Origin of the sequence: Sphingobium sp. IP1 (assembly GCF_002708645.1) — a bacterium.
Classification (GTDB): domain Bacteria; phylum Pseudomonadota; class Alphaproteobacteria; order Sphingomonadales; family Sphingomonadaceae; genus Sphingobium; species Sphingobium yanoikuyae.
Genome location: NZ_NOIW01000134.1, coordinates 1 through 12,433 on the forward strand (window position 1 = coordinate 1; position 12,433 = coordinate 12,433).

Here is a 12,433-nt window from a genome sequence, read left to right on the forward strand (position 1 = left end):
CACCCCCTCCCTGAAAGGGAGGGGCTATCTATCGCCCCCATTCTGCCGTCGCTACCCGCGAAACCGGGTCTCGCTTGCCAGTTCCCATGGTCCGCCGCGATAGTGCCAGGCGGCCAGGCCTGCGATTGCGATCGGGCGGGGATGGAAATCGGCGCGCAATCGGTCGGCCAGCGCCCGCGCGACCCTGGGCTCCACCTTGTTCTGCACGGTCAGATGCGGGCGAAAGCCGGCCTGGTCCTGCGGCGTCAGCAGGCCAGTGAAGGCGTCCGCCAATTCGCCACGCAACGCCGCCAGATCGGGACTGTCGATGCGATAGGCGACCCCCTGCCCCAATAGCAGCACATCGCCCAGCCGCGCCCGTGGCGCCGGGCCGGCGCATATCTGCTTCATCCGCGTCCTGAGTTCGGGCAGCAGCGAAGGCGGCAGATGATGGAACAGGGTGACATGCGCCGGCACCTGATTGCGTTCGGGCGGGAAATGGGCGCGGCGCAAGCCATCCGCCCAGGCGAAATCGGCAGCGCCCAGCAGCGCGGTGACGATGATCGGATCAGCCAGGACCGCCTCCCTGCAACGCGATGGCGGACTTTCGCCCGGCCGGGACAGGCTATATGATGACAGATGCCGCGCCCGGCAAGCAGGCGCGGACCAGGAGGGGAAGCATCATGCGCGCACCGGCATCCTTCGTCATCATCGCCGTCATCCTGCTGCTATGGAACCTGATGGGCGTCGCCGCCTTCGTCATGCAATATGGCGCCGATCTTGGCGAACTCGCCAGAACCGATCCCGACACCGCCCGCGCCTTCGCCCAGATGCCCGGCTGGGCCTGGGCCGTCTATGCGTTGGCGGTGGGCGCCGGCACGCTGGGCGCGATCGCCCTGCTGCTGCGCCGCCGCGTCGCGGTGCCGCTGTTCCTGCTGTCGCTGCTCGCGGTGATCGTCCAGTTCGGACACACGTTCCTCGGCACCGACCTGCTGGCGGTGAAGGGCGCGGGCGCGGCGATCTTTCCGGCCGTCATCGTCCTGATCGGCATCGGCCAGTGGCTCTACGCCCGCAATCAGGCGGCCAAGGGCCTGCTGCGCTGATCGGCGCCGATCAGGCCGCGCTCTGCAATATCTCCTGGCCGATCATGTCCACGTCGAACGGCGCGGTCTGGTAGAGGTCGTTGATCCAGTTGCCGAACAACAGATGGGCATGGCTGCGCCAGCGATTTTCCGGCGGCCGGGTCGGGTCGTCGTCGGGGAAATAATGGGCCGGCATCTGGCGGCCGCCGTCGCGCGCATATTCGTCGCCCAGCGTGCGCGTGTCATATTCGACATGGTTGAACATGTGCAGGAAGCCATGGCGCGGATCATGGACCAGGCAGGGCCCGGTCTCCGCGCTATCCGCCAGCAGTTGCAGCCCGCGATCGACCGGCAGCGATTCCCGCCGCACTTCCGACCAGCGCGACACGGGGATCGAAAAATCGTCCGAAAAGCCGCGCAGATAGGGCGAGGCCGGAGCATGGTTGCGATGGCGGAACACGCCGAACGCCTTGCGCTCCAGCGCGTGCTTCTCGACCCCGTGGAAATGATGGAGCGCCGCCTGCGCCGCCCAGCAGATGCTGAGCGAACGATGCACATGGGTCTGGGTCCAGTCGAAGATGGCGCGCAGTTCCTGCCAGTAGCTCACCTCCTCGAACGGCAGATGCTCGACCGGCGCGCCGGTGATCAGGAAGCCGTCGAACCGCTCGTCGCGCACATCGGTCCAGGCGCGGTAGAAGGACTGCATATGATCGGCCGAGGTGTTGCGCGACACATGGTCGCTGATCCGCACCAGCGTCAGCTCCACCTGCAACGGCGAGGCGCCGAGCAGCCGGGCAAGCTGCGTCTCGGTATCGATCTTGTTGGGCATCAGGTTCAGCAGCGCGATCCGCAGCGGGCGGATATCCTGCCGCACCGCGTCCGCCTCGCCCATCACGGCAACGCCCTCGGCTTCCAGCGTGCGGCGGGCGGGCAGGTCGTCGGCAATCTTGATCGGCACGTCTCGTCAGTCCTTCCTGGCGGGGCGACGATCGGTGGCTGAGGTCCGCTTTGTTGCCGGATCGGCCACATCCTCCCGGATCGGGAGTGCCACCTTGCCCGGAACGGCAGGTTGGCGTTGGGCGTCGCCCCAACTCTTGATGCTGCACTATCCCTAGCGCGCGCCGGACGATGTGGCAAGCCCGGCTATATATCGGCCAAGCCGCGCTTTACAGCTCGCCCCGCGCGCGGCGGATCTCGAACCATTTGCGCACATTCTCATTATGCTGCTGATAGGTGTCGGCGAAGATATGGCCGCCCTTCCCGTCCGCAACGAAATAGAGCGCATTCGTCTCCGCCGGGTGCAGCACCGCCAGGATCGACAGTCGGCCCGGATTGGCGATCGGCCCCTTGGGCAGGCCGGTCATCGCATAGGTATTGTAGTCATTGACGTCGGCGATCTCGGACTTCTTGATCCGGCGGCCGAGCGGCTTGCCTTTGGTGATCGGATAGATGATCGTCGGGTCGGCCTGCAGCATCATGTTCTTGCGCAGGCGATTGCTGTAGACGCCGGCGACCATCGGCCGCTCCTTGGCAATCGCGGTTTCCTTCTCGACGATTGAGGCGAGGATGATCGCCTCCTGGGGCGACTTGGCGATCGTATTGGGCGCGCGTTCGGCCCAGAGCTTCGCCAGCGCCTTGTCCATCGCCACCTGCATCCGCTTCAGCACGGCGGCGCGCGGCTCGCCCTTGTCGAAGGCATAGCTGTCTGGCAGCACGCTGCCCTCTTCTGGCACCGCGACATCGCCGGTCAGCTCGTCATTGGCCATCAGCCTTTCCTGCACCAGGATCGACGGCATGCCTTCGGGGATGGTGACCAGCCGGGTCAGCGTCTTGCCGCCCTGCAGGATGGACAGGATTTCGCGGTTGCTGGCGCCTTTGGGCACCACGAACTCGCCGGCCTTGATCGGCTTGGCGCCGCCAAAGACCTTGGCGCGGGTCAGGAAGGCATCGGCCGAACGCACCGCGCCGGCCGATTTCAGCAGCACCGCGGCATCGGACAGGGTCGATCCCTCCGGCACGACGATGCTGATATCCTGGGTGGCCGGCCCCGTCTCGGTCCAGCCATGGACGAAGCGGAAACCGACAAAGGCGACAACGGCCAGGCCGATCAGAAGGATGATGCAGCCCAGTCGCCGCACCGGATTTGCGCCGGATCGTCTTGCCATCATCCCAACTGCCCGACCCAAATAATGCCCAACCGGCTATGGCTTACATGATCCTCCCCTTTTCAGGGGAGGATCAGGCGTATCAGATCGCCTTCATGATGAGCGAGGCGTTGGTGCCGCCGAAGCCGAACGAGTTGTTCAGCACCGCGCGCACCTTGCGCTCCTTGGCGACGTGCGGGACCAGGTCCACGCCCTTGCAGCTTTCGCTCGGCTCGTCGAGGTTGAGCGTCGGCGGCACGATCTGGTCGCGCATGGCGAGGATGCAGAAGATGCTCTCCACCGCGCCCGCGCCGCCCAGCAGATGGCCGATCGCCGACTTGGTCGACGACATCGACATGCTGCCCAGATGATCGCCGAACAGACGCTTGACCGCGCCCAGCTCCAGCTCGTCGCCCAGCGGGGTCGACGTGCCATGCGCGTTCACATAGTCGATATCTTCCAGGCTGAGGCCCGAACGCTTGAGCGCCATCTGCATCGAACGGAAACCGCCATTGCCTTCCGGGTGCGGCGCGGTGACATGATAGGCGTCGCCGGTCAGGCCATAGCCAATGACTTCGGCATAGATTTTCGCGCCGCGCGCCTTGGCCCGCTCATATTCTTCCAGCACGACCACGCCCGCGCCTTCGCCCATGACGAAGCCGTCACGATTGACGTCATAGGGACGCGACGCCTTTTCCGGCGTGTCGTTGAAGCCGGTCGAGAGCGCACGCGCCTGGGCGAAGCCGGCAATGCCGATCGGGCAGATCGCGCTTTCCGCGCCGCCCGCCAGCATCACGTCGGCATCGTCCATCGCGATCATGCGCGCAGCGTCGCCGATCGAGTGGGCGCCGGTCGAACAGGCGGTGACGACGGCATGGTTCGGACCCATCAGGCCGTATTTGATCGAGACCTGGCCCGAGATCAGATTGATCAGGCGGCCATGGACGAAGTGCGGCGAAACGCGGTTGGGGCCCTTGTTGGCCAGCACCAGCGATTCGCTTTCGATGCCCGGCAGGCCACCGATGCCCGAACCGATCGAGCAGCCGGCGCGCAGGCGCTCTTCTTCCGACATATTGTCCAGGCCCGCGTCGCGCAGCGCCTGGCTGGCGGCGGAAATGCCGTAGACGATGAACGGATCAACCTGGCGCTGGATCTTGTGGTCGACGTCCAGCGAGGCGTCATAGCCATATTCATGATCCGCCGGCTTCACTTCGCAGGCGATGCGGCACTTGTAATCGGTGGCATCGAAGCGGGTGATCGTCGCCGCGCCGGATTTCGACGCGATGATGTTCTTCCAGGTGGTTTCGACATCCCCGCCAAGCGGGCTTACCATGCCAAGGCCGGTTACGACGACGCGACGCATATGCTTGCTCCGAAATTCCAATTTTTGGTTCCGTGCCGCTCATCTAGGCGTTCCACACGCACTTGTGAACGGCAGGCCAGATACGAAAAGGCTCCCCAAGCTCCGGGATCACCGGACAGGAGGAGCCAATCCTTGTGCAAGGAGGGCGGCCCGCCACGGGGGGCAGGCCGCGAAGCCCTTAGGCCTTGCTGTCGATATAGTCGATCGCGTCCTTGACGGTGGCGATCTTCTCAGCCGCATCGTCCGGGATTTCGACGCCGAATTCTTCTTCGAACGCCATCACCAGTTCAACGATGTCCAGGCTGTCTGCGCCCAGATCGTCGATGAAGCTGGCGTCCTCGGTCACCTTCTCGGCTTCGACGCCCAGATGCTCGACGACGATTTTCTTTACGCGATCCGCGGTCTCACTCATGAGTGGTCCTTCTTACTGGGTATCGTTGGTGGTTCTGAATAACCGTTAAGGCATTGCCCTAGTGCCAAGCCCCGATAGAGGCAAGAGGGAAGCCCGCCAAGCCCCTAGATGGAGTGACAGGTGCGTTTCGGCAATAAAAAGCCGGAAAAAACCCGGAAACAACGGGTTGTTTACCAAAATTTCAGCCGCTTGTGCCAGCAAATTGCCATGATAAGCCGCCTGTGCCCCGACCAGTTCATCACCCCGGAACGGGCAAGAATGACCGCCTGGCTGATGCTGGCAGCAACGCTGATCGGCCTCGCCTACCTGTTCGCGACGGCCCATGGCACGGTAGATTCGCTTGGCCGACCGCTTGGCACCGACTTTTCAAACGTCTGGACTGCGGGCTGGATGGCCGACCATGGCCAGGCCGCCCAGGCATGGAACTGGCCCGCCCATCATGAAGTGCAGAAGGCGATCCATCATGATCCCGCCATCCCTTTCTATGGCTGGCACTATCCCCCGCCCTTCCTGATCCTGGCAACGCTGCTGGCGCAAATCCCCTACACCCCTGCCCTGCTGCTGTGGCAGGGACTGACGCTGGCCGGCGCGCTGATGGTCGTCCGCCATGTCCTGCCGGGTCAGCGCGACGCGCTGCTCATCGCGCTCGGTGCGCCGGTTGTGATGGTGTGCCTGGGCCATGGCCAGAATGCGTTCATGACCGCCGGCCTGCTGGGCGGCGGCATGGCCCTGCTCGACCGACGTCCCTGGATCGCCGGCATGCTGCTGGGCGCATTGGTCTACAAACCGCAATTTGCGGTGCTGATCCCGGTGCTGATCATCGCGCGCGGCAATGTCCGCGCCTTCCTGGCTGCGGGCCTGACCTCGGCGGGCCTGTGCCTGCTGACATTGCTGATCTGGGGCTGGCCGGTGTGGCAGGCGTTCATCGATTCTCTGCCCCTGACGCAGCATATCATCATCGAAAATGGTGCCACCGGCTGGGAAAAGATCCAAAGCCCCTTTGCCGCCATTCGCCAATGGGGCGGCAGCATTCCAGCCGCCTATGTGGTGCAGGGCCTGGTGACAGCCATCGTCATCGGCATCGCCGCGCTGGTCGCCCGCCGTGGGACGATGGAAGTGCGGGGCGCCGCTGCGCTCAGCGCCGCCCTGCTCTGCACACCCTATGTGCTCGATTATGACTATGTGCTGCTGGGGATGGCGATCGCCTTCGTCGCCGCCGACATGGGCAAGCGCGGCGTGCTTGGCTGGGAACGAAGCTGGCTGGCCTATGCCTGGATGGCGCCTTTGTTCGGCCGGGCCGTGTCGGAATGGACCCATGTGCCGGTCAACCTGATCGCCGCGATCGCGGTGCTGGCGCTGGCGATGCGACGCGCCATCCTGCTGGACGGCGCGCTCGCTTATAACCTGCCCGGCCGGACGAAGATCGCCTGACCGGGCGATCGATCAGATCATCGCCATGCCGCCGTTGACGTGCAGGGTCTGGCCGTTGACATAGCCTGCTTCCTTGCTCGCCAGATAGGCGACTGCTGCGCCGATATCGTCGCCATCGCCCAGATCGCCAGCGGGGATCTTGGCCAGGATCGTGCCCTTCTGCGCATCGTTCAGCGCATCGGTCATGGCCGACCGGATGAAGCCGGGGGCCACGCAGTTCACGGTTATGCCGCGGCTCGCCAGTTCCTGGCCCAGCGACTTCGACATGCCGATGATGCCGGCCTTCGACGCGCAATAGTTGGACTGGCCCGGATTGCCGGTGACGCCCACGACCGAGGTGATCGAGATGATGCGGCCAAAGCGCGCCTTCATCATCGGCTTGGCGGCGGCGCGGCACAGGCGGAAGGCGGCTTCCAGATTGACCGCGATCACCTGCGACCATTCCTCGTCCTTCATGCGCAGGATCAAATTGTCGCGGGTGATGCCGGCATTGTTGACCAGGATGTCGATCTTGCCGCCCAGCGCTTCCACCGCCTGCGGTACCAGCGCGTCGACAGCGGCCGGATCAGACAGGTTGCAGACCAAGGTCTTGTGGTCGCCGCCCAGTTCAGCCGCAAAGGCCTTGAGCTTTTCCTCATTGCTGCCCGACAGCGCCAGCGTGGCGCCCTGCGCGGCCAGCGCCTTGGCGATGGAGGAACCAATGCCCCCTGAAGCGCCGGTAACCAGCGCGGTCATTCCCGTCAGATCGAACATTCTAGTCTCCTTATTCCATTCGGTTCACGCGGAGGCGCGGAGACGCGGAGGGGGCATAGTCGTTGACTATGCGCTTCACCCCTTCCTTGAGCGTGGCGCCGCCGAAATTGATGAGCAGCCCTACGGGCTGGTTGGTCAGGCGAAGATAGGTCAGCAATTGCTTGGCATGGGCGGGATTCAGCCGCTCGGTGGATTTGATCTCGACCAGAAGACAGTCGGCAACCAGCAGGTCGATACGGAATGCAGCGGCAAAATGCAGCCCTTCATAATCGATATCGACGGACTTCTGCCGTTCGACAGCATAGCCGATCTCGACCAGCTTGGCGGCGAGGATCATCTCGTAGACGCTCTCGAGAAGCCCCGGCCCCAACTCGCGATGCATGCGGAGGGCCAGGTTCAAAACGTCGCCACTGACACGATCTATATCGACCAAAAGCCCTCCGCGTCTCCGCGTCTCCGCGCGAACAATTGTCCAGTCACCAGCCTATGACAGGCTTTCAGTCTCCCTTGAAGTGTGGCGGCCGGCGGTCGAAGAAGGCGGTGATCGCCTCGTCATGATCCGCGGTCGCGTGGGCCAGCGCCTGCATGGCGCCCGCCATTTCCAAAATTTGCGAAAGTTCGGCCGTCTGCGCCGCACGCAGCAACCGTTTGGTCATCCGCGTCGCGTGCGGCGGATTGGCGACGATCGCATCAGCCTGCGCCCGCGCCACCGTCATAAGGTCCGCGTTGGGCACCACATCGCCGACCAGCCCGATCCGCAGTGCCTCGCCCGCGTCGATCGTCTCGCCGGTCAGCGAGAGTTGCGACGCCTTCGAAAAGCCGATGATGCGCGGCAGCAACCAGGCCCCGCCATCACCGGAGACGAGGCCAAGCTTCACGAAGCTTTCGGCAAAGCGCGCGCCTTGCCCCGCGATGCGCAGGTCGCACATGCAGGCCAGGTCCAGCCCCGCGCCGATCGCAGGGCCATTGACCGCCGCGATCACCGGCAGCTCGATCGCCTGGAACAGCAGAGGCAGGCGCTGGATGCCCGCGCGATAATTGCGCCGCGTCTGCGCCGGCAGGCTGGCGCGCAGCCCGCCGGCATCCGGCCGCATCGCGTTGAGATCGCCGCCCGAGGAGAAGGCACTGCCCGCCCCGGTCAGGATCGCGACATGGATGCTGGCATCCCGGTCCGCCGCTTCGATCACATCGCACAGCGCATCCACCATCGCCGGATCGGAGATGGGGTTGCGCCGGTCGGGCAGGTTGAGCGTGACCGTCAGGACGGCCCCGTCACGCTGGGTTAGAACGGGGGGGCTAAGGACCGGGCTCTCGCTCACAGCGCGCCCAGCACGGCCTCGATATCGTCCATCGTCACCACGCTGCGCACGGTGGCGTCGGGGGCGATGCGCTTGACCATCGGGCCCAGCACCTTGCCGCCCAGTTCGACGAAATCGGTGACGCCCGCGTCCCACATCGCGCCGATCGACTCGCGCCAGCGGACGCGGCCGGTGACCTGCTCGACCAGACGCTCGCGAATGTCGGCCGGATCACTGATCGGCGCAGCCAGCACATTGGCATAGACCGGCAGCAGCGGCGCGTTGATCGTCGCCTTGGCGAGCGCTTCCGCCATCGCATCGGCAGCCGGCTGCATCAGCGGGCAGTGGAAGGGCGCCGACACCGGCAGCAGCACGCCGCGCTTGATGCCATAATCCTTGACCAGCGCAACGGCACGCTCGATCGCGCCCATGTGGCCGGAAATGACGACCTGGCTGGGATCATTGTCGTTGGCGACGGTGCAGACTTCGCCCTGCGCCGCCGCATCGGCCAGCGCCTGCGCCTTTTCGATGTCGGTACCCAGCAGCGCCGCCATCGCGCCCTCGCCCACCGGCACGGCGGCCTGCATCGCCTGACCGCGCAGCTTGAGCAGGCGGGCGGTGGTGCCAAGGTCGAACGCCTCGACCGCGCAGAGCGCGCTATATTCACCAAGGCTGTGGCCGGCGACATAATCGCCCTTGTCGGCCAGGCTGAAGCCGCCTTCCTTCTGCATCACGCGCAGCGTGGCGAGCGCATTGGCCATGATCGCCGGCTGGGCGTTCTCGGTCAGGGTCAGGTCGCTCTCGGGGCCTTCCACCATGATCCGGAACAGATGCTGCGACAGGGCGTCATCGACTTCCTGGAACAGTTCCTTCGCCGCCGGGCTTGCCTCGGCCAGCGCCTTGCCCATGCCGACCGACTGGCTACCCTGGCCCGGGAAAAGAAATGCCCTCATCTTCCATCCTCTGATCTACTGGTGTCTTTCCGGAGAAAAACACGGGAATTCACGCACGTTACACTTTGAGACATATATGGCATTGAGGCGTACATTGCTTTTCGGCACGTAACGACCTGACATACCTGCCCCCTGTCTCTCCGGGGGAATATTGCTGGCCCCTTTAACGACGACGGAGTGCAAGGAAAAGGTGCGATATCGCATTGCATGGCTCACGGGATCGGTGCTTGCCCTGTCCGCCTGCGCGGCGGGACCGAACTATCACGCGCCGCAATCCGCCGCGCTGGGCGTGCCCGCCGGCTATAGCCAGGGCAGCGGCACCGCGCTGGACGACGCCACCCTCGCCACCTGGTGGACGCGGCTCAACGATCCGACGCTGACCGGCCTGATCGATCAGGCGATCGCCGGCAACCTGGACATCGTCCAGGCGCAGGCACGGCTGCGGCAGGCGCGGGAATCTCTGCGCCAGGCCAATGCGTCCTTCCTGCCGCAGGTAAGCGGATCGGCCAGCGGCGGCAAGAATTACCGCAGCCAGGCCGGCGGCACCCGTGTCGACGACAGCGGCAACGTCATCTCCACCGGCGCCAGCAACTGGTCCAGCAGCTATTCGGCCGGCGCCAATGCCAGCTGGCAGATCGACCTGTTCGGCGAATTGTCGCGCTCGGCCGAAGCCGCGCGGGCCGATCTTGCCGCGTCCGGCTATGACCTCGCCAATGTGCGGATGACCATCATTTCCGAACTGGTCACCAACTATGTCCAGGCCCGCGCATCACAGGAACAGCTGCGCATCGCCCGCGAGACGCAGAAGGTGCAGCAGGACAATTACGACATCGCCCGCTGGCGGTTGCAGGCCGGGCTCGTCTCCTCGCTCGACGAGCAGCAGGCCAGGGCCCAACTCGCCCAGACCAGCGCCACCATCCCCCAGCTCGAAGCCAGCCTGAAGGGCAGCCTCAACCGCATTGCCGTGCTGACCGGCCAGGCGCCGGGCGACGCGACCCGCGCGCTCGAAACGCCGGCGCCGATCCCCACCGCCGCAACCGACATCGCCACCGGCATTCCGGCCGACACGCTGCGCCAGCGGCCCGATGTGCGCTCGGCCGAACGGGCGCTGGCCGCCGCCACCGCGCGGATCGGCGTCGCCCAGGCGCAGCTCTATCCCTCGCTCGGCATCAGCGGCAACATCGGCACCACGTCGAACGCCTTCAAGGATCTGTTCGACCTCATCACCGGCGGCGTCTTTGCCAATGTCGCCCAGACCATCTTCGATGGTGGCCGCCTCGCCTCGCAGGTCCGCGCGCAGAAGGCGGCGACCGACGGCGCCTTCGCCGCCTACAAGCAGAGCGTCCTCGGCGCGCTGGAGGATGTCGAAAATGGCATGGCCTCGCTCGACAGTGCCCGCCAGCGCAAGATCGAGTTCGCCACCGCCTATGAAGCGTCGAACAATGCCGCGATCCTGGCGCGCAGCCAGTATCAATCCGGCCTGATCGACTTCCAGACCCTGTCCAGCAGCGAAACCACGTTGCTGAACGCCCGCAACAGCCTTGCCAGCGCCCAATCGGACGAGATCCTGGCCATCGCCCAGCTCTATAATGCGCTGGGTGGCGGCTGGCAGAATATGGATAACCGCCCCCATGAGCAATGACGCCAGCCCCGACCAGGATCTCAACGACTTTCTGGGCGCCAAGCCGGAAAAGCCGCATCGCAAATGGCTGATCCGCGGCGCCATCGGCGTCGTGCTGCTGATCCTCGTCCTGCTTGTCGCCCGCTGCTTTGCCGGCGACGACAAGCCCAATTATGCCACCCGCGAGGCGCGCCAGGGCGACCTGACGGTCAGCGTGTCGGCCACCGGCAATCTGAAGCCGATCAACCAGGTCGATGTGGGGTCCGAACAGTCGGGCAAGATCACCGCCGTCTATGTCGACGTCAATGATCGCGTGACCAAGGGGCAGAAGCTCGCCGAACTCGACACCCGCCGTCTGGTCGACACGATCAACCAGACGCAGGCCCAGGTCGCCTCCTCCCAGGCCGGCGTCGCCCAGGCGCAGGCGCAGGTCGCGCTGGCCAAGGCGACGCTGGATCGCCAGCTCAACGTCTATCAGCTTTCCGGTGGCAAGGTGCCGGCCAAGACCGAACTGGATTCGGCCCGCGCCGACTATAATGGCGCGCTCGCCAACCTCCGTTCCGCCCAGGCACAGGTGAATGTCTCGCGCGCCCAGCTGTCAACCGCCCAGACCAACCTGTCGATCGCCCAGATCGTCTCGCCGGTCACCGGCGTGGTGCTGTCGCGCGACATTGAGCCCGGCCAGACCGTCGCCGCCTCGCTCAACGCGCCGGTGCTGTTCACCATCGCCGAGGATCTCACCAAGATGGAGGTCGAGGTGTCGGTGGACGAAGCCGATGTCGGCCAGGTCAAGGAAGGCCAGACCGCCAATTTCGCCGTCGACGCCTTCCCCGGCCGCACCTTCCCGGCAAAGGTCACGCGGGTGAATGTCGGGTCGAACAGCTCCAGCAGCAGCTCGTCCTCCTCGTCCTCGACCAGCACGACCAGCAGCTCGACCGGCACGGTCGTCGCCTATACCGCTGTGCTGTCGGTCGACAATGCGGACGAAACCCTGCGTCCGGGCATGACCGCGACAGCCGACATCGTGACCCAGGAACTGCATGACGTGCTGCTCGTCCCCAACAGCGCGCTCCGCTTCAAGCCCAGCAGCGGCGCCGGATCGGGCGGCGGCATCACCAGCGTCCTGCCCGGCCCCGGCCGCATGCGCCGCAGCGGCGCCAACCGCCAGGTCAATTTCGGCGCGGGCAGCAGCCAGACCCTCTATGTCCTCGACGAAAAGGGCGATCCCAAGGCGATCCAGGTGACCGTCGGCGCCAGCGACGGATCGCGCACCGTCATCACCGGCGGCGACCTGAAGCCCGGCATGAAGGTCATCACCGGCCAGCTTGCCGCCGGCGCGCAGGATCGCGCGGGTCAGGCCGCCGGGGCCGGGGCCGACCTCGAACGCGGGCTGATCC

The 12,433-nt window shown here is 65.4% G+C and carries 13 protein-coding genes and 1 riboswitch; of the genes, 4 read left to right on the forward strand and 9 right to left on the reverse strand.

Annotation, left to right across the window (positions count from 1 at the left end):
• Window positions 1–51: 51 nt before the first annotated feature.
• Window positions 52–555 (reverse strand): 2'-5' RNA ligase family protein, encoded by a 504-nt coding sequence (locus CG471_RS26425; RefSeq protein ID WP_164488926.1) that lies wholly within the window; start codon window positions 553–555, stop codon window positions 52–54.
• Between the two features lie 107 nt (window positions 556–662).
• On the opposite strand from CG471_RS26425, the gene CG471_RS26430 reads away from it, so the two are divergent.
• Window positions 663–1,082 (forward strand): sugar transporter, encoded by a 420-nt coding sequence (locus tag CG471_RS26430; protein ID WP_099234304.1) that lies wholly within the window; start codon window positions 663–665, stop codon window positions 1,080–1,082.
• A 10-nt stretch (window positions 1,083–1,092) separates the two neighbouring features.
• On the opposite strand, the gene metA is transcribed toward CG471_RS26430, so the two are convergent.
• The 4 genes from metA to CG471_RS26450 all read right to left on the reverse strand — a co-directional run bounded on the left by metA (window position 1,093) and on the right by CG471_RS26450 (window position 4,980).
• A complete protein-coding gene (gene metA / locus CG471_RS26435; protein ID WP_004212101.1) occupies window positions 1,093–2,019 on the reverse strand; it encodes a homoserine O-succinyltransferase in 927 nt (308 codons plus the stop codon).
• 39 nt (window positions 2,020–2,058) lie between these two features.
• Window positions 2,059–2,167, reverse strand: a riboswitch (SAM-I-IV-variant riboswitch).
• A gap of 60 nt (window positions 2,168–2,227) precedes the next feature.
• On the reverse strand, window positions 2,228–3,199 hold the full coding sequence (mltG, locus tag CG471_RS26440; protein ID WP_099234297.1) for an endolytic transglycosylase MltG: 972 nt from the start codon (window positions 3,197–3,199) through the stop codon (window positions 2,228–2,230).
• A 109-nt stretch (window positions 3,200–3,308) separates the two neighbouring features.
• Window positions 3,309–4,568, reverse strand: coding sequence for a beta-ketoacyl-ACP synthase II (gene fabF, locus CG471_RS26445; RefSeq protein WP_004212097.1), 1,260 nt, complete (start codon window positions 4,566–4,568; stop codon window positions 3,309–3,311).
• A 178-nt stretch (window positions 4,569–4,746) separates the two neighbouring features.
• Window positions 4,747–4,980 (reverse strand): acyl carrier protein, encoded by a 234-nt coding sequence (locus CG471_RS26450; protein ID WP_004212096.1) that lies wholly within the window; start codon window positions 4,978–4,980, stop codon window positions 4,747–4,749.
• A 207-nt stretch (window positions 4,981–5,187) separates the two neighbouring features.
• Here CG471_RS26450 and CG471_RS26455 point away from each other — a divergent pair, with 207 nt between their 5' ends.
• The gene (locus CG471_RS26455; protein ID WP_099234298.1) at window positions 5,188–6,411 is read left to right on the forward strand and encodes a glycosyltransferase family 87 protein; all 1,224 of its coding nucleotides are present in this window, start codon (window positions 5,188–5,190) and stop codon (window positions 6,409–6,411) included.
• A gap of 12 nt (window positions 6,412–6,423) precedes the next feature.
• Here CG471_RS26455 and fabG read toward each other — a convergent pair whose 3' ends face one another.
• The 4 genes from fabG to fabD all read right to left on the reverse strand — a co-directional run bounded on the left by fabG (window position 6,424) and on the right by fabD (window position 9,415).
• Window positions 6,424–7,164, reverse strand: a complete 741-nt coding sequence (gene fabG / locus CG471_RS26460) for a 3-oxoacyl-[acyl-carrier-protein] reductase (protein ID WP_004212094.1) — start codon at window positions 7,162–7,164, stop codon at window positions 6,424–6,426.
• 10 nt (window positions 7,165–7,174) lie between these two features.
• Window positions 7,175–7,597, reverse strand: coding sequence for a GxxExxY protein (locus CG471_RS26465; RefSeq protein ID WP_099234299.1), 423 nt, complete (start codon window positions 7,595–7,597; stop codon window positions 7,175–7,177).
• Window positions 7,598–7,661: 64 nt separating this feature from the next.
• Window positions 7,662–8,483 carry a crotonase/enoyl-CoA hydratase family protein gene (locus tag CG471_RS26470; protein ID WP_099234300.1) on the reverse strand — a complete coding sequence of 274 codons (822 nt, stop codon included), beginning with the start codon at window positions 8,481–8,483 and terminating at the stop codon, window positions 7,662–7,664.
• A complete protein-coding gene (gene fabD, locus CG471_RS26475) occupies window positions 8,480–9,415 on the reverse strand; it encodes an ACP S-malonyltransferase (RefSeq protein WP_099234301.1) in 936 nt (311 codons plus the stop codon). Before fabD ends, CG471_RS26470 begins: the two co-directional genes overlap by 4 nt.
• 190 nt (window positions 9,416–9,605) lie before the next feature.
• On the opposite strand from fabD, the gene CG471_RS26480 reads away from it, so the two are divergent.
• The gene (locus tag CG471_RS26480) at window positions 9,606–11,057 is read left to right on the forward strand and encodes an efflux transporter outer membrane subunit (RefSeq protein ID WP_099234302.1); all 1,452 of its coding nucleotides are present in this window, start codon (window positions 9,606–9,608) and stop codon (window positions 11,055–11,057) included.
• Window positions 11,047–12,433, forward strand: a 1,387-nt coding sequence (locus CG471_RS26485) for an efflux RND transporter periplasmic adaptor subunit (RefSeq protein ID WP_099234303.1), incomplete at its 3' end; no start/stop codon positions are given. The genes CG471_RS26480 and CG471_RS26485, both read left to right, overlap by 11 nt.

What these genes read in the sequence shown, in the direction of transcription:
- CG471_RS26430 (WP_099234304.1), top strand. Translation starts at nt 663, where the DNA reads ATGCGCGCACCGGCATCCTTCGTCATCATCGCCGTCATCCTGCTGCTA.
- fabF (WP_004212097.1), bottom strand. Translation starts at nt 4,568, where the DNA reads ATGCGTCGCGTCGTCGTAACCGGCCTTGGCATGGTAAGCCCGCTTGGC.
- CG471_RS26450 (WP_004212096.1), bottom strand. Translation starts at nt 4,980, where the DNA reads ATGAGTGAGACCGCGGATCGCGTAAAGAAAATCGTCGTCGAGCATCTG.
- CG471_RS26455 (WP_099234298.1), top strand. Translation starts at nt 5,188, where the DNA reads ATGATAAGCCGCCTGTGCCCCGACCAGTTCATCACCCCGGAACGGGCA.
- fabG (WP_004212094.1), bottom strand. Translation starts at nt 7,164, where the DNA reads ATGTTCGATCTGACGGGAATGACCGCGCTGGTTACCGGCGCTTCAGGG.
- fabD (WP_099234301.1), bottom strand. Translation starts at nt 9,415, where the DNA reads ATGAGGGCATTTCTTTTCCCGGGCCAGGGTAGCCAGTCGGTCGGCATG.